Source organism: Bradyrhizobium prioriisuperbiae (assembly GCF_032397745.1).
Lineage (GTDB): Bacteria > Pseudomonadota > Alphaproteobacteria > Rhizobiales > Xanthobacteraceae > Bradyrhizobium_A > Bradyrhizobium_A prioriisuperbiae.
The window spans coordinates 5,942,166-5,967,655 of sequence record NZ_CP135921.1; the positions used below are offsets into that span (position 1 = coordinate 5,942,166).

The following is a 25,490-nucleotide window of genomic DNA, read 5'->3' on the forward strand; positions in this document are numbered from 1 at the left end:
TGCGACGCCGCTGCGGCGGTGCGCATTGATTTTGCGGATATGTGTGCCGCGCAGCGGTGATCGGGGTCCATGGTAGTGAAGCCGGCGTCCGATGAAGACCCCGCCTCGGGACGCGATCCCGGTGCGGTGCCGGCTGATGACAAGCAGGCGGCTGTGGCTGCCGTCGGCGCAAAGCCCGAGGACACAGCCGCTTCTCCGCTCCCGCCACCGTCGCCCGTCATCGATGACGACGATGACGACGAGGATCTAATTGCCTTTACCGCGCGCGAGGCGGCAGGCGCCTTTGCCACGCTCTACAGCTTCACCCGGCCTTTCCTGCGCAACTACCGCAAAGGGCTGCTGTTTGTCGGCATCGGTCTTCTGGTTGAGACGTTGTTCAACGTCATCATGCCGCTCAGCCTCAAGTACCTGATCGACGAGGCGCTGGGCGAGGAGGATTTCCAGGCGCTGGTGATCATCCTGTCGGTGCTGGCGGCGGCCGGCGTCGTGACCTCGCTGGTGGCGATCTGGTACGAACTGTGGGATGCGCGAACCTGCGCGGCGATTATCGCCGACGTGCGCAATAAGCTGTTCGAGCACGTCCAGAATCTGCCGTCGGCGTTTTTCGCCCGCACCAAGCGCGGCGAGATCCTGTCGCGTTTTTCCGTCGACATGGCGGCCTATGAAGGCGCGATCAAGCATCTCGCCAACAGCGCTTTGCTGCCGTTTTTCGAGCTGATCGCCGGCATCGTGCTGATGCTCTGGCTGAACTGGCAGCTTGCCGCCGTGGCGCTGCTGGTGTTTCCGATCACCCTGATCGGGCCGCGGATCCTGACCCCAAAGGCCGTGACGGCCAATTACGAGCAGAAGGTCAACGAGGCGGCGATCCTCGGCGTGGTGCAGGAAAACGTCGCGGCGCAGGCGGTGGTCAAGGCGTTTGGCCTGCAGCGCCGCGCGCTGGGTTGGTTCGGTTCACGCAACCATGATGCCCGCCGCTCGATGGCGAAGGCGACCTTCCTGTCCACCATGGTGGAACGCACCGTGACCATCTCGGTGCTGTTGCTGCATCTCGTCGTGCTGGCGATCGGCGCCTATCTCGCCACCAACGGCCAGATCACCATTGGAACCTTCGTCACCTTTGAGAGCGCGTTCTGGGAGATTTCCTACAACATCGCCCACCTGATGCATTTCATCCCGGTGGCGATTTCGTCGGCGGCAGCCGTGCAGCACATGCAGGAGATGCTCGACGAGCCGCAGCGCGGCGCCGATCGCACCGGAGCCCCGGATCTGCCGCGCATCACCCACGACATCACCTTCGATCGGGTGACATTCCGATACGAAAACAGCGAAACGCCGATCCTCGATGGGCTGACGCTGAAGCTGACCGTCGGCAAGAGCATCGCGATCGTCGGACCCAGCGGCTCCGGCAAGAGTACGCTGCTCAATTTGATTTTGCGGCTTTACGTGCCGGACGAGGGGCGGCTGACCATCGATGGCGTCGACATCCGCCGGGTCACCCGGGATTCGCTTCGCAGCAGTATGGCGGTGGTGTTCCAGGAGAACATGCTGTTCAACATGTCGCTGATGGAGAATATCCGTCTCGGCAAGGAAGGCGCGACCGACGAGGACGTGATCGAGGCCGCCAAAAGGGCCGAGATTCATACGCACATCATGAGCCTGCCACAGGGCTACGACACCGTGGTTGGCGAACGCGGTGACACGCTGTCGGGCGGCCAGCGCCAGCGCATCGCGATTGCGCGGGCCATCGTGCGCAATCCCTCGGTGCTGCTGCTGGACGAGGCGACCTCGGCGCTCGACCAGACCACGGAAGCGGCGATCAATCGCACGCTGCTGAATCTCGCCCGCGGCCGCACCATGATCTTCTCCACCCACCGCCTGACCTCGGTGGTGGAGATGGACGAAATCATCGTGATCAATGGCGGCCGTGCGATCGAGCGCGGCACGCACGAGGAACTGCTCGCGCTCAACGGCGCGTACCGTAAGCTCTGGGACGACCAGTCGCACACACCGCATCACGCTGTCGAGGATGCGGACGATGACGATGACGATGATGATGATGACGAGGACGACGACGACGACGACGAATAAAGCGCAGGCCGTCGCGTCGCCGAGCCGCGTACTTTACGCGGCGAGCTTGCCGGAGGTAGGACCCGCGTGGCCACCGGGGCGATGCGGCGCGCGCAACTGCCGCGCGGCTCCGATTCCGGCGCGCAGGATAAAGCGCGCCCAGCGCTGCGCCTCCCAGATCAAGCCGTCATTGATGGACACCGAGCGCAACTGATAGGCCTGCTCCATCGATGCCTGATCGGAGGCGCACTTGACCGGATCGTCGTAGAATTCGGTGATCTTGGTCGCGGCCATGCCGGGGCTCGCAAGCCAGTTCGGGATGTGGACACTGCAGAGCTGCTCGACGTCGGCGAACACCTTCCGGGTGCCGGTGCCGGCCGCGGGGCAGGAGGTCGCAAAGGCGTCGCCGACCAGCACGACGCCGGCCTGGCGATGCCCCTGGGTAACGTAGAGATCTGCCGGCCGGATCTTGATCGGGCCGACCACGTCGATCTCTCCGGTCAGCGGCCGAAGATTTGGCATTAGGTCGAACAGGCTGGTCTCCGGGGCGCGGCGCATGTCGCGCAGCCACGGATCGTCCATGGTGCGATAGACCATCAGGTTGGCGCGCATCGACGATCCGATCGGAAACAGCGTCAGATAGGCCATCCGGGCGGCTATGGTCTCGCCATAGTAGGTCAGGGCACCAAAATCGAACGCCAGCGCATGGCGCGGCTTGAGATCAAATCCGAGCGTGATCGAGTGGCATGCGCTGGTGACGATCCGCTCCACGCCAAGCTGATGGCGCAGACCGACGTTCAGTCCATTGGCGAGAACGACCAGGCGCGCACGCACGGTCTCGCCGTTCGACAATGTCACCTGTTGTTTGTCGGCGCTGGTGGAAACACCTGTCGCCTTGGCGACGATGACATCGACGGCCGCTGGAACGGCGGCCCGCATGGCGTTGACAAGACCGTCGTAGAGAAAGCCGTACTGGTCGCCGGGACGCCGGTCGATCACCCGTCCCAGGCGCGCGACCCAGACGGTCTTGTCGTAGGTCATGGCCGGCATCATCTGATCGGCGAGGCCGATCCGGCGCAGGATGTCGATCTGCGGGCCATCGAGTTTTTCGCAGCGGAAGTCCGGCGGATACACCGGATGCGGATCAATCAGCGCGACGCTGATGCCGGCGCGGCCGAGCATGGCGGCGGCGGTCGAGCCGGCCAGGCCTGCGCCAATGATCGCAACGTCGGTTTCCCGCATGTCGTGCCTCTTCAAGAGGGGTTATCATCGCCTCAGGCCAGCGAATAAAGTTTGAAGGATGTCGGTTAATAGTGCGCCGAAATATGTTTCAAAATACTATTTCCAAATATTGTTTCTAAGTATTTCGACGGCGGCGTCGCGGTAACCACGTGGGCTGAATGGCGCAAATTGTCTTAGTCTGCGGCGCCTATGTTGGTAGGTTGGCACCACTTGCTTTGCCGATCGAGGCTCCGATGCGGGCAGACGTCGTTGCGCAACCGCGGCGTACATCCGGTCGGCACTGCGGCCAGCGGTAGAGCGACGAGGGGCGTGAACCGCAGGGGGAAAACTGCGGACACAGACCAGCGTCCGTTGGATGTGGATGGCAGGCCGTCTCACGGCGCGGGCGGTGGCGGAACTGCGTGCGATGTAACAGACTCTGCTCGGCATGTCCGATTCCGGGGCAGGGTTTCCGGTTCCCATTCTGCCTGGTTTTAAGCCATCGCATTTCTATCTCCGAACCAAAGGCGCGTGATGATTGCAGGCCGAAATAGTCAGCTTCGGGTACGCCTCCCGGAGCGCCTCATATGATCGGATACGCCCTTTGAGCATCAGGGCTGAGCGCGAAGATCAGGTCGACTACGAGGAAACCGCTCGGCTGGCGAACCGGGTGTTCGCAGCGATGAAGATTTCTTTCGAGGCGCGGCAACTGCAGTGGTTCTACGAGCGCTGTTTTTCGCAGGGAGCAGCAGTCATCGCGCTTCGGCACAACGATCTCAAGGTCGGACAGATGGCGATGGTGCGCCAGACCATCATGACCAACGGCGGAGCGGAGGCCGCTGTGCAACTCGTCGATCTGTTCGTGCTGCCGGAACATCGCGGCCGGCAAAGTCTTGAACAGCTGTTTGGAGCGGTCGAGACCGAGTGTCTCGCCCAGGATATCCGTTTTGCGATCGGCATGCCGAATGCTGCGGCCACGGGTGTGAACGAGTTTTTTTTCAAACTCCAGCCGTTCCTTCGGATGCCGTTGTGCATGGGCGTGGCGCTGCCTTTCGAGTTGCCCTGGTCAGCACGACGGACGCCGTTGTCCTACCGCTTCGACCGGACCGACAGGAGCCGGAGCCTGGAGTTATTCGCGCGGTTTCGGACGGCGCCGGACGTCAACGGGCAACCATGGGATGAGACCAGCCTGTTCGATCGCCTGTGCGGGTACAAGCAGCGGTACGGTGTTCATGCGCTGGATGACCTGCTTCTGATCTCCTCGCCGCGGGTGTCGCGCGGCATCAGCTACACGCTGCTCTGCGGCTTCTTGACTAGCCCTGGCACGACCGCCGATCCCGGCACCATGCGTGCGCTGGTGCACAGCGCCTGTGGCATGTGGGGGCGGCGGGTGTTCGCTTATGCCGGCGTCAATTCCGGACTGGCGTCGCTGCCGGGGATTCGGCTGCCCGATAGCATCAGGCCATCCCCGTTGCTGGTCCAGTTGCGGGACTTCAAGCCGGACCGGGAGCCGCTGCGTCTGGACCGCTTTCAGCTGCTGGACTTCGATTTTGCCTGAGTGTCTCTCGGAATCGCTACCGAAATACCTTTATTCTGGTTCTGGGCGCCCCTAAGGCAGGTTCCGCTCCACCAAATTCGATAAAACCCGGATAGAATTTGGCGGCCGGTTCTGGCTTTTGACTCCGACCCCCGATGCGGCGCCGGGAGGCGAGGGACCCCAAGCAGCTCCGACTCGCGTGTCCGGCGATTCTCCCGCAACGCGCCAAACGTGTTGCGGAGCACCCGCGGCGATGTCAGAAGTGCCTGTGCGACACTGACTTCTTGAATCGTGTTTGTTCTTGACTTGATCGGCGAGGGCCGTTAGAACCCGGCCACTTAACGACAGGCGGTGAGCTTCGTCTGCGTCGGAACGGAACACCCAAATCATCTTCCAGTTCGTTAGATCTGGATCGAGACGGGCACCAACCTCGACGAATGTCGCTCAAACGCTGTCGATATAGCCAGTCACTGCCAAGTCAATCTTGATCCCTTATGCGACGCCGTCGGCGGCAGCATCAGGAGATAGGTTTCGGAAGCATGATCGCGGCGGACCTTATGGTGCGTTGTGATCCTCTGTGACTTCGAAGCGCCTCCGCTCAGATAATGAGTGGTTGGCGTGATTTCGTTTTGCGTGGATGCGTAGGTTCCCTGCACCAGATGGGGCCGCTGCATGAAGCGCGAAGCGACCCGACCGGACGGGATGTCCGACAAATTTTGCGAAACCGGTTGGTTTCGCGCGAACGAGGGTGAAGGCGAACAATGCCGACGATCAACCAGCTGATCGCAAATCCGCGGGCCGTCCAGAAGGCGCGCAAGAAGGTGCCGGCTCTGCAGCAGTCGCCGCAGAAGCGTGGCGTGTGCACGCGCGTCTACACCACGACGCCGAAGAAGCCGAACTCGGCGCTTCGTAAGGTCGCCAAGGTGCGCCTGACCAATGGCTTCGAGGTGATCGGCTACATCCCGGGTGAAGGTCACAACCTTCAGGAGCACTCGGTGGTCATGATCCGCGGCGGCCGCGTCAAGGATTTGCCCGGCGTGCGTTACCACATCCTCCGCGGCGTCCTCGATACCCAGGGCGTCAAGAACCGTAAGCAGCGTCGTTCGAAGTACGGCGCGAAGCGTCCGAAGTAAGCAGGAGCCGAAACAATGTCGCGTCGTCACGCTGCAGAAAAGCGCGAAGTGCTTCCGGATCCGAAGTTCGGAAACATCATCATCACCAAGTTCATGAACTCGATCATGTACGCGGGCAAGAAGTCGGTTGCTGAAGGCATCGTGTACGGTGCTCTCAATTCGATCGAGGTCAAGACCAAGCAGAGCCCGCTGACCGTGTTCGAGCAGGCGCTCGACAATGTGATGCCGACCATCGAAGTCCGGTCGCGTCGCGTCGGTGGCGCCACCTACCAGGTGCCGGTCGAAGTTCGCTCGACCCGCCGTCAGGCGCTGGGCATTCGCTGGATCATCACCGCGGCTCGCGGTCGCAACGAAAAGACCATGACCGAGCGGCTCTCCGCGGAGTTGCTCGATGCGTCGAACAATCGGGGCAACGCAGTCAAGAAGCGTGAAGACGTGCACAAGATGGCGGAAGCCAACCGTGCCTTCTCGCATTATCGCTGGTAACGGCGACACGAACGGAATTTAAGGAACAACCTATGCCCCGCGTTCATGCCATTGAGGACTACCGCAACTTCGGTATCATGGCGCATATCGATGCCGGCAAGACCACGACCACCGAGCGCATCCTCTATTACACCGGCAAGAGCCACAAAATCGGCGAAGTGCACGAAGGTGCCGCGACGATGGACTGGATGGAGCAGGAGCAGGAGCGTGGCATCACCATCACGTCGGCCGCCACCACCGCGTTCTGGAACGGCAAGCGTCTGAACATCATCGACACTCCCGGTCACGTCGACTTCACCATCGAAGTCGAGCGTTCGCTGCGCGTGCTCGACGGCGCCGTTTGCGTGCTCGACTCGAACCAGGGCGTCGAGCCGCAGACCGAAACCGTCTGGCGCCAGGGCGACAAGTATCGCGTGCCGCGCATCGTGTTCGCCAACAAGATGGATAAGACCGGCGCGGACTTCTACAAGTGCCTGCAGGACATCATCGATCGTCTCGGCGCCAAGCCGATTGCGATCCAGCTGCCGATCGGTTCGGAAAACAATTTCAAGGGTCTCATCGATCTCGTTCGCATGAAGGCTGTCGTCTGGAAGGACGAGGCGCTCGGTGCGAAGTACGATGACGAAGAGATTCCGGCCGACATGCTCGAGAAGGCCAAGGAATATCGCGAGAAGATGGTGGAAGCCGCCGTCGAACTCGATGACGACGTTCTCGCTGCCTTCCTCGACGGCAACGAGCCGGACGAAGCCACGCTGAAGCGGATGATCCGCAAGGCCGTGCTGACCGGTGCCTTCTATCCGGTGCTGTGTGGTTCGGCCTTCAAGAACAAGGGCGTGCAGCCGCTGCTCGACGCCGTCGTCGATTATCTGCCGTCGCCGATCGACGTGCCCGCGATCAAGGGCACCGACGAGGACGGCAACGAGCTGGTTCGCCTTCCCGACGACAAGGAGCCGCTCGCGCTGCTCGCGTTCAAGATCATGGACGATCCGTTTGTCGGCACCATCACGTTCTGCCGCATCTATTCCGGTACGCTGACCTCCGGCACCGGCGTCATCAATTCGACGCGCGACCGCAAGGAGCGTATCGGCCGCATGCTGCTGATGCATGCGAACAACCGTGAAGACATCAAGGAAGCCTATGCCGGCGACATCGTTGCGCTGGCCGGCCTGAAGGAAGCGCGCACCGGTGACACGCTGTGCGATCCCGACAAGCCTGTGATCCTGGAAAAGATGGAATTCCCGGAGCCGGTGATCGAAATCGCGATCGAGCCGAAGTCGAAGGCCGACCAGGAAAAGCTCGGCGTCGCGCTGGCGAAGCTGGCGGCGGAAGATCCGTCGTTCCGGGTGTCGACCGACCAGGAGTCCGGCCAGACCATTCTCAAGGGCATGGGCGAACTCCATCTCGACATCAAGGTCGACATTCTGCGCCGGACCTACAAGGTCGACGCCAACATCGGTGCGCCGCAGGTGGCGTTCCGTGAGCGGGTGACCAAGCGCGCGGAAGTCAAGTACACGCACAAGAAGCAGACCGGTGGTACCGGTCAGTTCGCCGAAGTGTCGATCATCGTTGAGCCGAACGAGCCCGGCAAGGGCTACGAGTTCGAGTCCAAGATCATCGGCGGCGCGGTGCCGAAGGAATACATCCCCGGCGTCGAAAAGGGCCTCAACAGCGTGATGGGCTCCGGCGTGGTCGCCGGCTTCCCGGTGGTTGACGTCAAGGTCCAGCTGGTCGACGGCAAGTATCACGATGTCGACTCGTCGGCACTGGCGTTCGAAATCGCGTCCCGCGCGGCGTTCCGTGAGGCTCTGCAGAAGGGCAAGTCGGTCCTGCTCGAGCCGATCATGAAGGTCGAGGTGGTGACGCCTGAGGACTACACCGGTTCTGTGATCGGCGATCTCAATTCCCGCCGTGGCCAGATCCAGGGTCAAGACATGCGCGGCAACGCCAACGTCATCAATGCGATGGTGCCGCTCATGAATATGTTCGGTTACGTGAACAACCTGCGCTCGATGAGCCAGGGGCGCGCGACCTTCACGATGCAATTCGACCACTACGCCGAGGCTCCGGCCAACGTGTCAGCGGAAGTCCAGAAGAAGTTTGCCTGATCGTCTTTGACTGAAGTCAAAGCCTGAACGGAGAGTGTCATGGCCAAAGCTAAGTTTGAACGTAATAAGCCGCATTGTAACATCGGCACCATTGGTCACGTCGACCATGGCAAGACCTCGCTGACCGCAGCGATCACCAAGGTGCTGGCGGAGACCGGCGGGGCTACGTTCACGGCGTACGACCAGATCGACAAGGCGCCCGAGGAAAAGGCGCGCGGCATCACCATTTCGACGGCGCACGTGGAATACGAGACCGCGAACCGTCACTATGCCCACGTCGACTGCCCCGGCCACGCCGACTATGTGAAGAACATGATCACCGGTGCCGCCCAGATGGACGGCGCGATCCTGGTGGTGTCGGCGGCCGACGGCCCGATGCCGCAGACCCGCGAGCACATCCTGCTGGCCCGCCAGGTCGGCGTTCCCGCCATCGTGGTGTTCCTCAACAAGTGCGACATGGTCGACGATCCGGAACTGCTCGAACTGGTCGAGATGGAAGTCCGCGAACTGCTGTCGAAGTACGATTTCCCGGGCGACGACATTCCGATCATCAAGGGTTCGGCTCTGGCCGCTCTTGAGAACAAGGATCCGAAGCTCGGCCACGACGCCGTGCTGGAATTGATGAAGGCTGTGGATGCAAGCATTCCGCAGCCGGCACGTCCGGTCGACCTGCCGTTCCTGATGCCGGTTGAAGACGTGTTCTCGATCTCGGGCCGCGGCACGGTTGTGACCGGTCGCGTCGAGCGCGGCATCGTCAAGGTCGGCGAGGAAATCGAGATCGTCGGTCTGAAGGACACCCAGAAGACCATCGTTACCGGCGTTGAAATGTTCCGCAAGCTGCTGGACCAGGGCCAGGCGGGCGACAACATCGGCGCGCTGCTGCGCGGCACCAAGCGCGAGGAAGTCGAGCGCGGTCAGGTGCTGTGCAAGCCGGGTTCGGTGAAGCCGCACACGAAGTTCAAGGCTGAAGCCTACATTCTGACCAAGGAAGAGGGTGGCCGTCACACGCCGTTCTTCACCAACTACCGTCCGCAGTTCTACTTCCGCACCACCGACGTGACCGGTGTGGTGCATCTGCCGGAAGGCACCGAGATGGTGATGCCGGGCGACAACATCGCGATGGAAGTGCACCTGATCGTGCCGATCGCGATGGAAGAGAAGCTGCGCTTCGCCATCCGCGAAGGCGGACGCACCGTCGGTTCGGGCGTCGTCGCTTCGATCATCGAGTAACACTGTCGTGCCCCGCAGCAATGCGGGGCACCCAGTAATCCGCGAGGTCGCGGGTTACATTCACGGCTGACGAATTACTGGATCGCTCACTGGAGCGATGACGAAAAGAAAGACAACGGCAATGAACGGCCAAAACATCCGCATCCGGCTCAAGGCGTTCGACCATCGAATTCTCGATACGTCGACCCGCGAGATCGTGAATACGGCGAAACGCACCGGCGCGCAGGTGCGTGGACCCATCCCGCTGCCGACGCGCATCGAGAAGTTCACCGTCAACCGTTCGCCGCACGTCGACAAGAAGAGCCGCGAGCAGTTCGAAATGCGTACGCATAAGCGCCTGCTCGACATCGTCGATCCGACGCCGCAGACGGTCGATGCTCTGATGAAGCTCGACCTGGCTGCCGGTGTCGACGTCGAAATCAAGCTTTAAGTTCAGGGTCCGGGTTTTCGGACGAAGAGATAGGAAGAACGCCAATGCGTTCCGGAGTGATCGCTCAAAAGATCGGGATGACGCGGGTCTTTACGGAGACCGGTGAACATATCCCTGTGACGGTGCTGAAGTTGAGCAACTGTCAGGTGCTTGGTCATCGTACCAAGGACGCCAACGGCTATGTCGCGCTGCAGCTCGGCTCCGGCGCCCGCAAGACCGTTTATCTGCCGAAGGCCGAGCGCGGCCAGTTCGCCGTCGCCAAGGTCGAGCCGAAGCGCAAGGTCGCGGAGTTCCGTGTGTCGGAAGACGCGCTGCTCCCGGTCGGCGCCGAGATCCAGGCAGATCATTTCGTGGTTGGCCAGTTCGTCGACGTCACCGGCACCTCGGTCGGTAAGGGCTTCGCCGGCGGCATGAAGCGCTGGAACTTCGGCGGTTTGCGCGCCACGCACGGTGTGTCGGTGTCGCATCGCTCGATCGGTTCGACCGGTGGTCGTCAGGATCCCGGCAAGACCTTCAAGAACAAGAAGATGCCCGGCCACATGGGCGTCGATCGCATCACCACGCTGAACCTGCGTGTGGTGCAGACGGACGTGGAGCGCGGTCTGGTGCTGGTCGAAGGCGCCGTTCCCGGCTCCAAGGGCGGCTGGATCACGGTGCGTGACGCCGTGAAGAAGCCGCTGCCGAAGGACGCGCCGAAGCCCGGCAAGTTCAAGGTCGCCAATGGCGGCGCAGAGGCTGCACCCGCGGAAGCGGCAGCCGAGAAGGAGGGCGTGTGACATGGAACTGAACGTCACCACGCTCGAAGGTAAGGCGGCCGGATCGGTGCAGCTGTCGGACGAGATCTTCGGTCTTGAGCCGCGCATCGACATCATCCAGCGCTGCGTCAACTGGCAGCTCGCCAAGCGCCAGGCCGGAACCCACAAGGCCAAGGGCCGTGCGGAGATCTGGCGTACCGGCAAGAAGATGTACAAGCAGAAGGGCACCGGCGGTGCTCGTCACGGCTCGGCCCGCGTGCCGCAGTTCCGCGGCGGTGGTCGCGCGTTCGGTCCGGTGGTGCGCAGCCATGCGTTCGACCTGCCGAAGAAGGTTCGCGCGCTCGCGCTCAAGCATGCTCTCTCGGCCAAGGCCAAGGACGGTGGGCTGATCGTGATCGACAATGCCGACCTCAAGGACGGCAAGACCAAGGGCCTGATCGCTCACTTCTCCGGTCTGGGTCTCACCAACGCGCTGATTATCGACGGCGCCGAAGTGAACACCGGGTTCGCGGCTGCTGCGCGCAACATTCCGAATATCGACGTGCTGCCGATCCAGGGCATCAACGTCTACGACATTCTGCGTCGTCAGAAGCTGGTGCTGACGAAGGCTGCACTCGATGCGTTGGAGGCGCGCTTCAAATGACAATCGATGCGAAGCATTACGACGTGATCGTCGCGCCGGTCATCACCGAAAAGGCGACGACGGCCTCGGAGCACAACAAGGTTGTGTTCAAGGTGGTGGTGAAGGCGACCAAGCCGCAGATCAAGGAAGCGGTTGAGAAGCTGTTCGACGTCAAGGTCAAGAGCGTGAACACGATCGTGCGCAAGGGCAAGACCAAGGTCTTCCGCGGCACCTTCGGCACGCAGTCGGACTCAAAGCGCGCGGTCGTGACCCTCGAAGAGGGCCACCGCATCGACGTTACGACCGGACTGTAAGGCGATACGACGATGGCATTGAAAAAATTCAACCCCACGACGCCGGGCCAGCGCCAGCTGGTGATGGTCGATCGTTCCGCCCTCTACAAGGGCAAGCCGGTCAAGACGCTCACCGAGGGCAAGCGTTCGTCCGGCGGACGCAACGCAACCGGCCGCATCACCGTGCGTTTCCGCGGCGGTGGCCACAAGCAGTCGTACCGCATCGTCGACTTCAAGCGTTCGAAGCTCGATGTGCCGGCGACGGTCGAGCGGCTGGAATACGATCCGAACCGCACCGCGTTCCTCGCCCTGATCAAGTATCAGGACGGTGAGCAGGCCTACATCCTGGCGCCGCAGCGCCTGGCAGTCGGCGATACCGTGATCGCGGGCAGCTATGTCGACGTGAAGCCGGGCAATGTCATGCCGCTGGGCAACATGCCGATCGGCACCATTGTCCACAATATCGAGCTGAAGATCGGGAAGGGCGGGCAGATCGCTCGCTCCGCCGGTACCTACGCTCAGATCGTCGGCCGCGATCAGGACTACGTCATCATGCGCCTGAACTCGGGCGAGCAGCGCCTGGTCCACGGCCGCTGCACGGGCACCATCGGTGCGGTGTCGAACCCGGACCACATGAACATTTCGATCGGCAAGGCCGGTCGCAACCGCTGGCTCGGCCGCAAGCCGCACAACCGCGGTGTTTCGATGAACCCGATCGACCATCCGCACGGCGGCGGCGAAGGCCGCACCTCGGGCGGCCGTCACCCGGTCACGCCGTGGGGCTTCCCGACCAAGGGCAAGAAGACCCGCAAGAACAAGTCAACCGCGAGATTCATCCTCGCCAGCCGCCACAAGCGGAAGAAGTAAGGGATCGCACGCCATGGTTCGTTCGGTGTGGAAAGGCCCGTTTGTCGAGGGTTCGCTGCTTAAGAAGGCAGATGCAGCCCGCGCGTCAGGCCGTCACGACGTCATCAAGATCTGGAGCCGTCGTTCGACGATCCTGCCGCAGTTCGTTGGTCTGACCTTCGGTGTCTACAACGGTCAGAAACACGTTCCGGTCGCCGTCAACGAGGAAATGGTAGGTCACAAGTTCGGCGAGTTTTCGCCGACCCGTACCTTCCATGGCCATTCGGGCGACAAGAAAGCCAAGAGGGCTTGAGGATTAGGTCATGAGCAAACCAAAGCGCGAACGGAGCCTCGCCGATAACGAGGCCAAGGCGATCGCCCGGATGCTGCGGGTGAGCCCGCAGAAGCTCAATCTGGTTGCGGCGATGATCCGCGGCAAGAAGGCGTCGTCTGCGCTCGCCGATTTGCAGTTCTCGCGCAAGCGGATCTCGGTCGACGTCAAGAAGTGCCTGGAGTCGGCGATCGCCAATGCCGAGAACAACCATGACCTCGAGGTCGACGATCTGATCGTCGCCGAGGCGCATGTCGGCAAGGGTATTGTGATGAAGCGTTTCGCGCCGCGCGGCCGTGGCCGTTCGGGACGTGTGTTCAAACCGTTCTCGCAGCTGACGATCGTGGTTCGTCAGGTCGAGGCGAGCGCTTAAGCGCAGGAGAAGACGATGGGTCAGAAGATCAATCCAATCGGGCTGCGTCTGGGCATCAACCGGACCTGGGATTCCCGTTGGTACGCCGGCAAGAACGAATACGGCAAGCTGTTGCATGAAGACGTCCGGATCCGCGAGCTGCTGCACAAGGAGCTGAAGCAGGCTGCTGTCGCGCGCATCGTGATCGAGCGTCCGCACAAGAAGTGCCGCGTGACCATTCATTCCGCGCGCCCCGGCGTCGTTATCGGCAAGAAGGGCGCCGACATCGACAAGCTGCGCAAGAAGATTGCGGACATCACCGCGTCCGACGTCGTTCTCAACATCGTCGAGATCCGCAAGCCCGAACTCGACGCGACCCTGGTCGCGGAATCGATCGCGCAGCAGCTCGAGCGCCGCGTCGCATTCCGTCGCGCCATGAAGCGCGCCGTGCAGTCGGCGATGCGTCTCGGTGCCGAGGGCATTCGTATCAACTGCTCGGGCCGTCTCGGCGGCGCCGAAATCGCCCGCATGGAGTGGTACCGCGAAGGTCGCGTGCCGCTGCACACGCTGCGCGCCGACATCGATTATGGCGTCGCGACCGCGTTCACCACGTTCGGCACCTGCGGCGTCAAGGTCTGGATCTTCAAGGGCGAAATCCTTGAGCACGATCCGATGGCTCAGGACAAGCGTCTCGCCGAAGGTGACAATTCGCGGCCGCGTCGCGACGCGGCTTGATTTGGTTTTTGGAAGGGTTGGCGTAAGCCAGGAACAAGAACATGTTGCAACCAAAGCGCACAAAGTTTCGCAAGGCGCATAAGGGCCGGATCCACGGCGTGGCGTCGTCCGGCGCGACGCTGTCGTTCGGCCAGTATGGGCTGAAGGCGATGGAGCCGGAGCGTGTTACCGCGCGCCAGATCGAGGCCGCCCGCCGCGCCCTGACCCGTCACATGAAGCGTGCCGGCCGCGTCTGGATCCGTGTTTTCCCGGACGTTCCGGTGTCGAAGAAGCCCGCCGAAGTGCGCATGGGTTCCGGCAAGGGAACGCCGGAATTGTGGGTCGCGCGCGTTAAGCCGGGCCGTATCCTGTTCGAGATCGACGGCGTCACCAATCAGACGGCGAAGGAAGCGTTGACGCTGGCTGCCGCCAAGCTGCCGATCAAGACGCGCTTCGTTGCGCGCATTGCGGAGTGAGGATTTAGCCATGGCCGACCTGAAACCCGCCGACATTCGCGCGATGAGCGCCGATCAGATGGACGACGAGATCGTCAAGCTGAAGAAGGAGCGCTTCAACCTGCGCTTCCAGCGCGCCACCGGGCAGCTCGAGAACACCTCGCGTCTGCGCGAGGCCCGTCGCGATATCGCTCGCGTCAAGACCATCGCCGCGCAGAAGCGCGCGAAGACGAAGTAAGGGGCCGAAGATGCCGAAACGAACTCTGCAAGGCGTCGTCGTCAGCGACAAGCAGGACAAGACGGTTGTGGTGCGCGTCGATCGTCGCTTCACCCACCCGATCTACAAGAAGACGATTCGCCGTTCCAAGAACTACCACGCGCACGACGAGAACAACGCGTTCAAGCCGGGCGACCAGGTGTGGATCGAGGAAAGCAAGCCGATCTCGAAGTTGAAGCGCTGGACGGTTGTCCAGGGCGAAAAGACGAAAACAGCTTAAAGCGCACTTTCGCGCATAGAAAGAGGACGAGGTGCATCAATGATCCAGATGCAGACCAACCTCGACGTGGCCGATAATTCAGGCGCGCGCCGTGTCATGTGTATCAAGGTTCTTGGGGGTTCCAAGCGCCGGTACGCGACCGTCGGCGACATTATCGTCGTGTCCGTCAAGGAAGCCATTCCGCGTGGGAAGGTGAAGAAGGGCGACGTCATGAAGGCGGTCGTGGTGCGTGTGGCGAAGGATATTCGCCGCGCCGACGGCTCCGTCATCCGTTTCGACCGCAATGCGGCTGTGTTGATCAACAACCAGTCCGAGCCGGTCGGCACCCGTATCTTTGGGCCGGTGCCGCGCGAGCTGCGCGCCAAGAACCATATGAAGATCATTTCGCTCGCGCCGGAGGTGCTGTGATGGCTGCCAAGATCCGGAAGGGCGACAAGGTCGTCGTGCTGTCGGGACGCGACAAGGGTCGCACCGGCGAAGTGTTCGAGGTGCGTCCGAGCGAGAGCCGAGCGCTGGTGCGCGGCGTTAATCTCGTCAAGCGCCACCAGAAGCAGACCCAGGCCCAGGAAGGCGGCATCATCTCCAAGGAGTCGCCGATCCACCTGTCCAACATCGCCATCGTTGCCAAGGACGGCAAGCCGACCCGCGTCGGCTTCAAGATCCTGGCCGACGGCAAGAAGGTGCGCGTTGCCAAGCGCACGGGAGCTGAGATCGATGGCTGAGACCGTGAACGTGCCGCGCCTGCGCGCGCAGTATGACAAGGAAATCCGAACCAAGCTCACCGAGCAGTTCGGTTACGCGAACGTCATGCAGGTGCCGACCTTGAGCAAGGTCGTCCTCAACATGGGCGTCGGCGAAGCTGTCAACGACCGTAAGAAGGTCGAACTGGCTGCTGCCGATCTCGCGCTGATCGCCGGTCAGAAGCCGATCGTGACCTATTCACGGATGGCGATCGCGACCTTCAAGCTGCGCGAAAACCAGCCGATCGGCGCCAAGGTGACGCTGCGCAAGGTCCGCATGTACGAGTTCATCGATCGCTTGGTGAACATCGCATTGCCCCGCGTGCGCGACTTCCGTGGCCTCAATCCGAAGAGCTTCGACGGCCGCGGCAACTATTCGCTCGGCATCAAGGAGCACCTCATTTTCCCGGAAATCGACTACGATAAGTCCGGCGAGACCTGGGGCATGGACATTACGGTTTGCACCACCGCGCGGACCGACGACGAAGCGCGGGCGCTGTTGACCGCATTCAATTTCCCTTTCCGGCAGTGAGACCTGATCGACAGGATCTCAAACGCGGAAATTCAGGAGCCTGATATGGCGAAGAAGAGTTCGATCGAGAAGAACAACCGTCGTCAGCGGATGACGAAGAACGCGGCTGAAAAGCGTGCGAAATTGAAGGCGATCATCGCCGACAAGAAGCTGCCGCTGGAAGAGCGTTTTGCGGCCACGCTGAAGCTTGCCGAGATGCCGCGCAATTCGTCGGCGACCCGCATTCGCAACCGTTGCGAAATCACGGGCCGGCCGCGCTCGGTCTACCGCAAGAACAAACTCAGCCGTATCGCGCTGCGCGAATATGGCTCCAAGGGCCTGGTTCCGGGCCTCGTGAAGTCGAGCTGGTAAGGAGGGTCGCAAATGTCCACGCACGATCCGATCAGCGATCTCATCACCCGCATCCGCAACGCGCAGATGCGTAACAAGCCGAAGGTTTCGACCCCGGGCTCGAAGATGCGCGCCAACGTGCTCGAAGTGCTGAAGAGCGAAGGCTACATTCGTGGCTTCGCCAGCGTCGAGCATGCCGGCGGCCGCAGCGAGCTGGAGATCGAGCTGAAGTATTTCGATGGTGAGCCTGTGATCCGCGAGATCGAGCGGGTGTCCAAGCCGGGCCGGCGTGTCTACGCCTCGGTGAAGAACCTGCCGCGCGTCAACAATGGCCTCGGCATTTCAGTGCTTTCCACGCCGAAGGGAATTATGGCTGACCACGCCGCGCGCGACGCGAATGTGGGCGGCGAAGTTCTCTTCACGGTGTTCTAATTCAGGAAGGGTAGAACCATGTCCCGCGTTGGCAAACGACCAGTACCGGTGCCGTCGGGCGTGACCGCGACCGTCGAAGGGCAGACCGTCAAGATGAAGGGGCCGAAGGGCCAGCTTCAGTTCATCGTTCACGATGACGTTGCGGTAAAGCTCGACAACGGAGCGATCAAGGTCGATCCGCGTTTCGAGACCAAGCGCGCGCGCTCGCTGTACGGCACCGCCCGTGCGCAGGTCGCGAACCTGGTCGAAGGCGTCACCAAGGGTTTCGAGAAGAAGCTCGAGATCACCGGCGTAGGCTACCGCGCCGCGCTGCAGGGCAAGAACCTGCAGCTCGCGCTCGGTTACAGCCACGACGTGGTGTATCCGATCCCGGACGGCATCACGATCGTGACTCCGAAGCCGACCGAAATCGTCATCACCGGCAACGACATTCAGCGTGTCGGCCAGGTCGCCGCCGAGATTCGCGGCTATCGTCCGCCGGAGCCCTACAAGGGCAAGGGCGTGAAGTACGCCGGCGAATTCATCTTCCGCAAGGAAGGCAAGAAGAAGTAACGGAGCGGGTCATGTCGAAACTCAAGATTACGAATGCCCGGCGCAAGAATCGCGTAAGGGGTCAGATCCGCCGCACGGCGAATGGCCGTCCGCGCTTGTCGGTGTTCCGTTCGTCGAAGCATATCTATGCCCAGGTCATCGACGACCTGAAGGGCGAGACCCTGGCTTCGGCTTCGTCGCTGGAAAAGTCGCTGCGTGAGGGTGCCAAGACCGGTGCCGACGTCGATGCGGCGACCCTGGTCGGCAAGCTCGTTGCGGAACGCGCCGTGAAGAACGGCGTCAAGGAAGTGATTTTCGATCGTGGTCAGTATCTCTACCACGGTCGCGTCAAGGCACTCGCCGATGCGGCGCGTGAAGGCGGTTTGAGTTTCTAAGGTTTTGAACAGGATAGGGGCCGACGGCCTCACAAGGATTGGACAGCACCATGGCAGGTGAACGCGAACGCGGCGGCCGCGACCGGAACAATCGTGAAGAGCGCGACAGCGAGTTTGTCGACAAGCTCGTTCACATCAACCGTGTCGCCAAGGTCGTGAAGGGCGGTAAGCGCTTCGGTTTCGCAGCGCTGGTCGTCATCGGCGACCAGAAGGGCCGGGTCGGTTTCGGCCACGGCAAGGCGCGCGAAGTTCCGGAAGCGATCCGCAAGGCGACGGACTCGGCGAAGCGCAACCTCACGCGGGTGCCGCTGCGCGAAGGCCGTACGCTGCATCATGACATTGCCGGCCGTCACGGTGCGGGCAAAGTGTATCTGCGCGCGGCTCCTCCCGGCACCGGCATCATCGCCGGCGGCCCGATGCGTGCCGTGTTCGAGAGCCTCGGCGTCCAGGACGTGGTGGCGAAGTCGATCGGTTCGTCGAACCCCTACAACATGGTTCGCGCCACCTTCGACGCGCTGAAGCACCAGGATTCGCCGCGTTCGGTTGCTTCGCGCCGCAATCTCAAGGTTTCGGTTCTGCAGTCGCGCCGCGTCGGCGGCGATGCTGAAGCGGCCGCGGACTAATTCGCGCCTGATTGGAGTTTGAGACAATGGCCAAGGCCGCAAAGACCATCAAGATCGAGCAGGTTGGCAGCGCGATCCGCCGCCAGGCGGATCAGCGCGGGACGCTGATCGGCCTCGGTCTCAACAAGATCGGTCGCGTCAATGAGCTGGAGGATACGCCTTCGGTTCGTGGCATGATCGCAAAGGTTCAGCACCTCGTTCGCGTCGTCGACGAGAAGTAAGGAGACAGGGCGATGAAGCTCAGCGATCTCGCCGATAATCCCGGCTCGCGCAAGAAGCGCATGCGGCTCGGCCGCGGCATTGGTTCCGGCAAGGGCAAGACCTCGGGCCGCGGCGGCAAGGGCCAGACCGCGCGTACCGGTGTGCGCATCAAGGGCTTTGAAGGCGGCCAGATGCCGCTGCATCGCCGTCTGCCGAAGCGCGGATTCAACAACATCTTCCGGCTGGACCTGGTAGAGATCAATCTTGATCGCCTCCAGGATGCGATCGATTCGAAGAAGATCGACATCAAGGAAACGGTCAACGCCGAGGCCTTGGTGAAGGCGGGCGTGCTGCGCCGCGCGCGCGATGGCGTGCGGCTGCTGGGTCGTGGCGAAATCAAGGCAAAGATCACCGTTGAAGTTCACGGTGCATCGAAGTCTGCCGTGGCTGCGGTCGAGAAGGCCGGCGGATCGGTCAAGATCCTGGCGCCGAAAGAGCCCGAGGGCGAGCAGAAGGCGTCGTAATCTTCACAGCACCGCTCGCGTCAGCGGGCGTTCTGCTGCTGCGCGGATGATGGATTTCCGGCAAGCCGCGACCCATATAAGGTCCGGTGCCGACTGGATGCCCCGCCTGCGCGGGGCGTCGTGGTCAGAGGGGCGCGGAACGCGGGAATAAGGCAACACAAATGGTCTCTGCAGCGGAACAACTCGCGGCCAATCTGAACTTTTCGGCGCTGGCAAAGGCCGACGAACTGAAGAAGCGCATCTGGTTTACCCTGGGTGCGCTACTTGTTTATCGGCTCGGCACTTACATTCCGCTGCCCGGTATCGATCCCGCGATCTGGGAGCAGGTGTTCCGCACTCAGCAGGGCGGCATTCTCGGCATGTTTAACATGTTCGCCGGCGGCGGCATCCACCGCATGGCGATCTTCGCGCTGAACATCATGCCGTACATCTCGGCGTCGATCATCATCCAGCTGTTGACGACGGTGTCGCCGCAGCTCGAGGCCCTCAAGAAAGAGGGCGAGGCCGGCCGCAAGACACTTAATCAGTACACCCGCTATCTCACCGTGATCCTCGCCGCGTTCCAGTCCTACGGCATCGCCGTCGGCCTCGAAGGCGCGGGCAATGTGGTCAGCGATCCCGGCATGTTCTTCCGGATCTCGACCGCGATCACGCTGACCGGCGGCACCATGTTCCTGATGTGGCTCGGCGAGCAGATTACCTCGCGCGGCATTGGCAACGGCATCTCGCTGATCATCTTGTCGGGCATTGTCGCCGAACTGCCGTCGGCGATCGCCGGGACTCTTGAGCTTGGACGTCAGGGCGCGCTCTCGACCGGCATCATCCTGCTGATCATCATCATGGCGGTGGTCGTGATCGCCTTCATCGTGTTCATGGAGCGCGCGCAGCGCCGCCTTTTGATTCAGTATCCGAAGCGCCAGGTCGGCAACAAGATGTTCGAGGGCCAGTCCTCGCATCTTCCGTTGAAGCTCAACACCTCCGGCGTGATTCCGCCGATCTTCGCCTCGTCGCTGCTGCTGTTGCCGACCACGGTTGCGAACTTCAATGCCGGCAAGGGGCCGGAGTGGTTTCAGTGGCTCAACACGCAGCTCGGCCACGGCCGGCCGTTGTTCCTGGTGCTCTATCTCGCGCTGATCGTGTTCTTCGCGTTCTTCTACACCGCAATCGTGTTCAACCCGACCGAGACGGCCGACAATCTCAAGAAGCACGGTGGATTCATTCCCGGCATTCGTCCGGGCGAGCGCACCGCCGAATACATCGACTATGTTCTGTCGCGAATCACGGTGCTCGGCGCTATCTATCTGGCGATCGTCTGTCTGATCCCGGAAATCCTGATTTCCTACGCATCGGTGCCGTTCTACTTCGGCGGCACTTCGTTGCTGATCGTGGTCAGCGTGACGATGGATACGGTGGCCCAGGTGCAGGGCTATTTGCTGGCCCATCAGTATGAAGGGCTGATCAAGAAATCGAAATTGAGGGGCCGTCGTCGATGAGACTTATCCTTCTCGGGCCGCCGGGGGCGGGCAAGGGAACACAGGCGAAGCTTCTCGTTGAACGTTACGGCATTGTTCCGTTGTCTACTGGCGATATGTTGCGCGCGGCCGTCGCCGCCGCCACGCCGATCGGGCTCAAGGCCAAGGACATCATGGCCGCCGGCGGCCTCGTCCCGGATGAGGTCGTGATCGGCATCATCGCTGATCGGATCGCGGAGCCGGATGCGGCGAAGGGATTCATTCTGGATGGGTTTCCGCGCACCGTGCCGCAGGCCGAGGCGCTGGACCAGCTGCTGCAGGAGCGGGGCCTGAAGCTCGACGCGGTGGTCGAGCTGCGGGTCAATGAAAGCGCGCTGCTGCAGCGGGTCGAGGCGCGGGTGGCGCAGATGGAAGCCCGTGGCGAGACAGTTCGAATCGACGATACGCCGGAGGTGCTGTCAAAGCGTCTCGCGGCCTACCGCACCCAGACTGAGCCGCTGGTGCACTATTATTCCGAGCGCCGGAAGCTCCTGACCATCGATGGCATGATGACCATCGACGAGGTCACCAAGGAGATCGAACGGCTGCTGTTGGCCATCGAGGCCGCCGAAAAGCGGGCGAAATCGACCGCCCGGAAGCCCAAGGGATCGAGCAACACCTCAAAGGTAGCGAAAAAGGCCTCAAAAACGGCCGTAAGAGCCCCAGCCGCCGCCAAAAAGCAGGCCACTGGCGCCAAGGCGACCGCCAAGAGGGCTCCCACAAAGGCTGCCACGACGGCTGGCAAGGCTGCCAAGAAGGCGGCGTTCCGGGATACCGCTAAAAAGGGCGCCAAGACGACGGCTAGGAAGACGCTCAAAGGGGCCAAACGCGCGGGTTCCACCGCGAAAAAGGCCGCAAAAAAGCGTACGAAACAGCCCGCCAAGGCGGCCAAAAGGTTGACGAAACGACGTTGAGTCCTTTAATACAGCCCGCATCCAGTCGGATACGTTTCTAACGATGCCGGGCCCCGAAGAGATCCAGGGGAGGGCGTCGTGTTTGCGTTTGTAAACACCGCCCGACAAAACGAAAACCGGCCGTGAGCGGTCGGTAACAGGAGTGAAGACCGTGGCCCGTATTGCCGGCGTGAATATCCCGACCAACAAGCGCGTGCTGATCGCGCTTCAGTATATCCATGGCATTGGCCAGAGGAATGCGGCCGAGATCCTGGAAAAGACCAAGATCCCGGTGGACCGCCGCGTCGCGCAGTTGAGCGATGCTGAGGTCCTGCAGATCCGCGAAGTAATCGACCGCGACTATCTCGTCGAGGGCGATCTGCGCCGTGAAGTCGGCATCAACATCAAGCGTCTGATGGATCTCGGCTGCTATCGCGGCCTGCGCCATCGCCGTGGCCTTCCGGTCCGCGGTCAGCGCACGCACACCAACGCCCGCACCCGCAAGGGTCCGGCGAAGGCGATCGCCGGCAAGAAGAAGTAATCGGCGGCATAGCCGTCCAGATACGCACCGGCCACGCATACCGCGTGGCCGGATTAATAGTTTGAAATTCCCCAGCATCCGGAATCACGGATGCGCTTGAAGGAAGAGAAGATGGGTAAAGAAGCCACTCGCGTTCGCCGTCGTGAACGCAAGAACATTGCCTCCGGCATCGCGCACGTGAATTCGTCGTTCAACAACACGACCATCACCATCACCGACGCGCAGGGCAACACGATTGCCTGGTCCTCGGCCGGCACCATGGGTTTCAAGGGCTCGCGCAAGTCGACACCGTATGCGGCGCAGGTTGCCGCCGAAGACGTCTCGAAGAAGGCGCAGGAACACGGCATGCGCACCCTTGAGGTTGAGGTTGCAGGTCCCGGTTCGGGTCGTGAGTCGGCGCTTCGTGCGCTGCAGGCCGCGGGCTTCACCGTCACCTCGATCCGTGACGTGACCACGATCCCGCACAACGGCTGCCGTCCGCGTAAGCGCCGTCGCGTTTGATTTTTGTTACGGGCGGCATGATGGCCGCCCGCACTGCTTTTGGGACAATTTGTTGCGCGGACTGATCCGCGATCTCCAACGCCGGTAATTCAGACGGCATGGGTGAAAAAAAGTGACGATCCAGAAAAATTGGCAAGAGCTTATTCGACCGAACAAGCTGCAGGTCACACCGGGCACTGACCCGACGCGTGTCGCTACCGTCGTTGCCGAACCGCTTGAGCGTGGCTTCGGTCAGACGCTGGGCAATGCGCTGCGCCGCATCCTGCTGTCCTCGCTGCAGGGTGCAGCGGTTCAGTCGGTGCACATCGACGGCGTGCTGCACGAGTTCTCCTCGATCCCCGGCGTGCGCGAGGACGTGACCGACATCGTCCTCAACATCAAGGACATCTCGATCAAGATGCAGGGCGAAGGCCCCAAGCGCATGATCGTGAAGAAGCAGGGCCCGGGTGCCGTCACTGCCGGTGATATCCAAACCGTCGGCGACGTGGTTGTGCTCAACCCCGACCTGCAGCTCTGCACCCTCGACGACGGCGCCGAGATCCGCATGGAGTTCACGGTCAACTCGGGCAAGGGCTATGTCGCCGCCGAGCGCAACCGTCCCGAGGACGCGCCGATCGGCCTGATTCCGGTCGACAGCCTGTTCTCGCCGGTGCGCAAGGTGTCGTACAAGGTCGAGAATACCCGCGAAGGCCAGATTCTCGACTACGACAAGCTGACTTTGACGATCGAGACCAACGGCGCGATTACACCGGACGACTCGCTGGCCTATGCCGCTCGCATTCTGCAGGACCAGCTCAACGTCTTCGTCAACTTCGAAGAGCCTCGTAAGGAAGTGGCCGCCGAGGTCATTCCGGATCTCGCGTTCAACCCGGCGTTCCTCAAGAAGGTCGACGAGCTCGAGCTGTCGGTGCGTTCTGCCAACTGCCTGAAGAACGACAACATCGTCTACATCGGTGACCTCGTGCAGAAGTCGGAAGCGGAAATGCTTCGTACCCCGAACTTCGGCCGCAAGTCGCTGAACGAAATCAAGGAAGTGCTGGCTCAGATGGGCCTGCACCTCGGCATGGAAGTGCCCGGTTGGCCGCCGGAGAATATCGACGAACTGGCCAAGCGCTTCGAAGATCACTACTGAACTGAGCTTGTGATCCGGGGTCGCGTGAGCGCGTCTCCGGAATCATTGGGCGAACGCAGGAAGCCCACCTGGGAAACTTGTCCGACGAACCGTCGTGGCAGAATTGAAGAAGGAATAGATCAATGCGTCACGGCAAGGTTCACCGCAAACTTAACCGCACCGCCGAACATCGGCGCGCGATGTTTGCCAATATGTCCGCAGCGCTGATCAAGCACGAGCAGATCGTCACGACGCTGCCGAAGGCGAAGGAACTGCGTCCGATCGTCGAGAAGCTGATCACGCTCGGCAAGCGTGGCGGGCTCGCGCTGCGTCGCCAGGCGATCGGCGAAATTCGCGATGTCGATCAGGCCAAGAAGCTGTTTGACGTGCTGGCGCCGCGCTACAAGGACCGCCAGGGCGGTTATACGCGCATCATCAAGGCCGGTTTCCGCTACGGCGACAACGCCGCGATGGCGGTGATCGAGTTCGTCGATCGCGACGTCGATGCCAAGGGCAAGGACTCCGGTCCGGTGCAGGAGAAGACCGAAGAGGCGGCGTAAGCGGCCTCAAGGTCTGAGAGATTTCAAAAGCGGCGCTTCTTCGGCGCCGCTTTTTTGTTGTCTGGGCTCCGGGCGCGCCGTCACGGCCTGTAAGGGCGGGTTGTTTTGGATCGGGCGCCACCCGATATCAGAGCGATCGCAGCAGGAGCAACGCAGATGAAAATCGACCTATCGGGCAAGACCGCGCTGGTTACTGGGTCCACTGCCGGCATCGGCCATGCCATTGCCAGGGGACTTGCCGCAACCGGGGCCGAGGTCGTGGTCAACGGCCGCAGCCAGCCCAACGTCGATGCGGCGGTTGCGTCGATCGCCAAGGCGGTGCCCGGGAGCAAGGTCAGGGGCGTCGCCGCTGACGTTTCGACAGCGGCGGGATGCAAGGCCCTCGTCGCCGCGCTGCCGCAGACCGACATCCTGATCAACAATGCCGGCATCTTCGAGCCGAAAGACTTCTTCGATATTCCCGACGAAGACTGGACCCGTTTCTTCGAGGTCAACGTGATGTCGGGTGTGCGGCTGTCGCGCGCCTACATGCAGGGCATGCTGAAACGCAACTGGGGCCGCATCGTCTTTGTCTCCTCGGAATCAGGACTGAACATTCCGACCGAAATGATCCACTACGGCACGAGCAAGACTGCGCAGCTCGCAATTTCGCGCGGCCTCGCCGAACTGACGGCCGGCACCGCCGTCACCGTCAACTCGGTGCTGCCCGGGCCGACCATGTCGGAAGGGGTCGAAACCTTCGTAGCGGATTTGGCCCGGCAGAACGGACAATCCGTGGAACAAGCTGCGGCGTCGTTCGTCAAGCAGCACCGGCCGAGCTCGCTGCTGCAGCGTTTCGCCAGTGTCGACGAGATCGCCAACATGGTTGTCTATGTTAGCTCGCGGGAGGCCTCTGCCACCAACGGCGCCGCGCTGCGTGTCGAAGGTGGCATCGTCCAGACCATCGCCTGATACGCCGCTCTCGGACGGTCTGGCATCGCCGTCCGAGTGT

At 61.9% G+C, this 25,490-nt stretch carries 35 protein-coding genes; 34 read left to right on the forward strand and 1 reads right to left on the reverse strand.

Translation table 11 applies throughout. The annotated features are described in order from the left end of the window. Window positions 1-69 precede the first annotated feature (69 nt). Entirely contained in the window at window positions 70-2,088 is a 2,019-nt protein-coding gene (locus RS897_RS28140; RefSeq protein ID WP_315831981.1) for an ABC transporter ATP-binding protein, read from the forward strand. 33 nt (window positions 2,089-2,121) lie between these two features. Here the strand turns inward: RS897_RS28140 and RS897_RS28145 are convergent, their stop codons facing one another. Further along, entirely contained in the window at window positions 2,122-3,309 is a 1,188-nt protein-coding gene (locus RS897_RS28145) for an FAD-dependent monooxygenase (protein WP_315831982.1), read from the reverse strand. A 583-nt stretch (window positions 3,310-3,892) separates the two neighbouring features. On the opposite strand from RS897_RS28145, the gene RS897_RS28150 reads away from it, so the two are divergent. From RS897_RS28150 to RS897_RS28310, 33 genes are all read left to right on the forward strand, one after another. Beyond that, window positions 3,893-4,846, forward strand: coding sequence for a GNAT family N-acetyltransferase (locus RS897_RS28150; RefSeq protein ID WP_315831983.1), 954 nt, complete (start codon window positions 3,893-3,895; stop codon window positions 4,844-4,846). Between the two features lie 740 nt (window positions 4,847-5,586). Beyond that, complete coding sequence (rpsL, locus tag RS897_RS28155) at window positions 5,587-5,958, forward strand: 30S ribosomal protein S12 (RefSeq protein WP_315831984.1); 372 nt, start codon at window positions 5,587-5,589, stop codon at window positions 5,956-5,958. A 15-nt stretch (window positions 5,959-5,973) separates the two neighbouring features. After that, window positions 5,974-6,444 carry a 30S ribosomal protein S7 gene (gene rpsG, locus RS897_RS28160; protein ID WP_315831985.1) on the forward strand — a complete coding sequence of 157 codons (471 nt, stop codon included), beginning with the start codon at window positions 5,974-5,976 and terminating at the stop codon, window positions 6,442-6,444. 32 nt (window positions 6,445-6,476) lie between these two features. Then, window positions 6,477-8,549 (forward strand): elongation factor G, encoded by a 2,073-nt coding sequence (fusA, locus tag RS897_RS28165; RefSeq protein WP_315831986.1) that lies wholly within the window; start codon window positions 6,477-6,479, stop codon window positions 8,547-8,549. A 39-nt stretch (window positions 8,550-8,588) separates the two neighbouring features. Further along, complete coding sequence (gene tuf, locus RS897_RS28170; RefSeq protein ID WP_315831967.1) at window positions 8,589-9,779, forward strand: elongation factor Tu; 1,191 nt, start codon at window positions 8,589-8,591, stop codon at window positions 9,777-9,779. 121 nt (window positions 9,780-9,900) lie between these two features. Beyond that, window positions 9,901-10,209 carry a 30S ribosomal protein S10 gene (gene rpsJ, locus RS897_RS28175; RefSeq protein ID WP_002712302.1) on the forward strand — a complete coding sequence of 103 codons (309 nt, stop codon included), beginning with the start codon at window positions 9,901-9,903 and terminating at the stop codon, window positions 10,207-10,209. Between the two features lie 44 nt (window positions 10,210-10,253). Beyond that, window positions 10,254-10,985 carry a 50S ribosomal protein L3 gene (gene rplC / locus RS897_RS28180; RefSeq protein WP_315831987.1) on the forward strand — a complete coding sequence of 244 codons (732 nt, stop codon included), beginning with the start codon at window positions 10,254-10,256 and terminating at the stop codon, window positions 10,983-10,985. Window position 10,986: 1 nt separating this feature from the next. After that, window positions 10,987-11,607 carry a 50S ribosomal protein L4 gene (rplD, locus tag RS897_RS28185; protein WP_315831988.1) on the forward strand — a complete coding sequence of 207 codons (621 nt, stop codon included), beginning with the start codon at window positions 10,987-10,989 and terminating at the stop codon, window positions 11,605-11,607. Further along, window positions 11,604-11,900 carry a 50S ribosomal protein L23 gene (locus RS897_RS28190; protein WP_315831989.1) on the forward strand — a complete coding sequence of 99 codons (297 nt, stop codon included), beginning with the start codon at window positions 11,604-11,606 and terminating at the stop codon, window positions 11,898-11,900. The genes rplD and RS897_RS28190 overlap by 4 nt, the downstream gene beginning before the upstream one ends. A 12-nt stretch (window positions 11,901-11,912) precedes the next feature. After that, window positions 11,913-12,746 carry a 50S ribosomal protein L2 gene (gene rplB / locus RS897_RS28195; RefSeq protein WP_315831990.1) on the forward strand — a complete coding sequence of 278 codons (834 nt, stop codon included), beginning with the start codon at window positions 11,913-11,915 and terminating at the stop codon, window positions 12,744-12,746. Between the two features lie 13 nt (window positions 12,747-12,759). After that, a complete protein-coding gene (gene rpsS, locus RS897_RS28200; protein WP_074116739.1) occupies window positions 12,760-13,038 on the forward strand; it encodes a 30S ribosomal protein S19 in 279 nt (92 codons plus the stop codon). A 10-nt stretch (window positions 13,039-13,048) separates the two neighbouring features. Then, a complete protein-coding gene (rplV, locus tag RS897_RS28205; RefSeq protein WP_042002491.1) occupies window positions 13,049-13,429 on the forward strand; it encodes a 50S ribosomal protein L22 in 381 nt (126 codons plus the stop codon). A 15-nt stretch (window positions 13,430-13,444) separates the two neighbouring features. Next, a complete protein-coding gene (gene rpsC, locus RS897_RS28210) occupies window positions 13,445-14,143 on the forward strand; it encodes a 30S ribosomal protein S3 (protein WP_315831991.1) in 699 nt (232 codons plus the stop codon). Between the two features lie 41 nt (window positions 14,144-14,184). After that, window positions 14,185-14,598, forward strand: coding sequence for a 50S ribosomal protein L16 (gene rplP / locus RS897_RS28215; protein WP_042002493.1), 414 nt, complete (start codon window positions 14,185-14,187; stop codon window positions 14,596-14,598). 10 nt (window positions 14,599-14,608) lie between these two features. Continuing rightward, entirely contained in the window at window positions 14,609-14,815 is a 207-nt protein-coding gene (rpmC, locus tag RS897_RS28220; RefSeq protein WP_315831992.1) for a 50S ribosomal protein L29, read from the forward strand. 10 nt (window positions 14,816-14,825) lie between these two features. Next, window positions 14,826-15,074: a 30S ribosomal protein S17 gene (gene rpsQ, locus RS897_RS28225; protein ID WP_315831993.1), complete on the forward strand. Its 249-nt coding sequence runs from the start codon at window positions 14,826-14,828 to the stop codon at window positions 15,072-15,074. Between the two features lie 39 nt (window positions 15,075-15,113). Then, on the forward strand, window positions 15,114-15,482 hold the full coding sequence (gene rplN, locus RS897_RS28230) for a 50S ribosomal protein L14 (RefSeq protein WP_042002496.1): 369 nt from the start codon (window positions 15,114-15,116) through the stop codon (window positions 15,480-15,482). Continuing rightward, window positions 15,482-15,796 (forward strand): 50S ribosomal protein L24, encoded by a 315-nt coding sequence (rplX, locus tag RS897_RS28235; protein ID WP_315831994.1) that lies wholly within the window; start codon window positions 15,482-15,484, stop codon window positions 15,794-15,796. The genes rplN and rplX overlap by 1 nt, the downstream gene beginning before the upstream one ends. Next, window positions 15,789-16,346 carry a 50S ribosomal protein L5 gene (gene rplE / locus RS897_RS28240; protein WP_315831995.1) on the forward strand — a complete coding sequence of 186 codons (558 nt, stop codon included), beginning with the start codon at window positions 15,789-15,791 and terminating at the stop codon, window positions 16,344-16,346. Before rplX ends, rplE begins: the two co-directional genes overlap by 8 nt. Before the next feature lie 45 nt (window positions 16,347-16,391). Then, window positions 16,392-16,697 carry a 30S ribosomal protein S14 gene (gene rpsN, locus RS897_RS28245; protein ID WP_315831996.1) on the forward strand — a complete coding sequence of 102 codons (306 nt, stop codon included), beginning with the start codon at window positions 16,392-16,394 and terminating at the stop codon, window positions 16,695-16,697. Window positions 16,698-16,709: 12 nt separating this feature from the next. Continuing rightward, complete coding sequence (gene rpsH, locus RS897_RS28250; protein ID WP_042002500.1) at window positions 16,710-17,108, forward strand: 30S ribosomal protein S8; 399 nt, start codon at window positions 16,710-16,712, stop codon at window positions 17,106-17,108. 18 nt (window positions 17,109-17,126) lie between these two features. Continuing rightward, window positions 17,127-17,660, forward strand: a complete 534-nt coding sequence (gene rplF / locus RS897_RS28255; RefSeq protein WP_315831997.1) for a 50S ribosomal protein L6 — start codon at window positions 17,127-17,129, stop codon at window positions 17,658-17,660. Between the two features lie 11 nt (window positions 17,661-17,671). Further along, window positions 17,672-18,034 carry a 50S ribosomal protein L18 gene (gene rplR / locus RS897_RS28260; protein ID WP_315831998.1) on the forward strand — a complete coding sequence of 121 codons (363 nt, stop codon included), beginning with the start codon at window positions 17,672-17,674 and terminating at the stop codon, window positions 18,032-18,034. A gap of 50 nt (window positions 18,035-18,084) precedes the next feature. Further along, a complete protein-coding gene (gene rpsE, locus RS897_RS28265) occupies window positions 18,085-18,657 on the forward strand; it encodes a 30S ribosomal protein S5 (protein ID WP_042002503.1) in 573 nt (190 codons plus the stop codon). A gap of 26 nt (window positions 18,658-18,683) precedes the next feature. Beyond that, window positions 18,684-18,878 (forward strand): 50S ribosomal protein L30, encoded by a 195-nt coding sequence (gene rpmD / locus RS897_RS28270; RefSeq protein ID WP_315831999.1) that lies wholly within the window; start codon window positions 18,684-18,686, stop codon window positions 18,876-18,878. Window positions 18,879-18,890: 12 nt separating this feature from the next. After that, window positions 18,891-19,382 carry a 50S ribosomal protein L15 gene (gene rplO / locus RS897_RS28275; protein ID WP_315832000.1) on the forward strand — a complete coding sequence of 164 codons (492 nt, stop codon included), beginning with the start codon at window positions 18,891-18,893 and terminating at the stop codon, window positions 19,380-19,382. 161 nt (window positions 19,383-19,543) lie between these two features. Beyond that, on the forward strand, window positions 19,544-20,875 hold the full coding sequence (gene secY / locus RS897_RS28280) for a preprotein translocase subunit SecY (RefSeq protein ID WP_315832001.1): 1,332 nt from the start codon (window positions 19,544-19,546) through the stop codon (window positions 20,873-20,875). Then, complete coding sequence (locus RS897_RS28285) at window positions 20,872-21,807, forward strand: adenylate kinase (RefSeq protein WP_315832002.1); 936 nt, start codon at window positions 20,872-20,874, stop codon at window positions 21,805-21,807. Before secY ends, RS897_RS28285 begins: the two co-directional genes overlap by 4 nt. 151 nt (window positions 21,808-21,958) lie before the next feature. Next, window positions 21,959-22,327 carry a 30S ribosomal protein S13 gene (gene rpsM, locus RS897_RS28290; protein ID WP_315832003.1) on the forward strand — a complete coding sequence of 123 codons (369 nt, stop codon included), beginning with the start codon at window positions 21,959-21,961 and terminating at the stop codon, window positions 22,325-22,327. 111 nt (window positions 22,328-22,438) lie between these two features. Continuing rightward, complete coding sequence (rpsK, locus tag RS897_RS28295) at window positions 22,439-22,828, forward strand: 30S ribosomal protein S11 (protein ID WP_006021048.1); 390 nt, start codon at window positions 22,439-22,441, stop codon at window positions 22,826-22,828. 112 nt (window positions 22,829-22,940) lie between these two features. Further along, window positions 22,941-23,960: a DNA-directed RNA polymerase subunit alpha gene (locus tag RS897_RS28300; RefSeq protein ID WP_315832004.1), complete on the forward strand. Its 1,020-nt coding sequence runs from the start codon at window positions 22,941-22,943 to the stop codon at window positions 23,958-23,960. 122 nt (window positions 23,961-24,082) lie between these two features. Continuing rightward, window positions 24,083-24,499, forward strand: coding sequence for a 50S ribosomal protein L17 (rplQ, locus tag RS897_RS28305; RefSeq protein ID WP_315832005.1), 417 nt, complete (start codon window positions 24,083-24,085; stop codon window positions 24,497-24,499). Between the two features lie 156 nt (window positions 24,500-24,655). Continuing rightward, window positions 24,656-25,450, forward strand: a complete 795-nt coding sequence (locus tag RS897_RS28310) for an SDR family NAD(P)-dependent oxidoreductase (RefSeq protein ID WP_315832006.1) — start codon at window positions 24,656-24,658, stop codon at window positions 25,448-25,450. The last annotated feature ends 40 nt before the right edge of the window (window positions 25,451-25,490 follow it).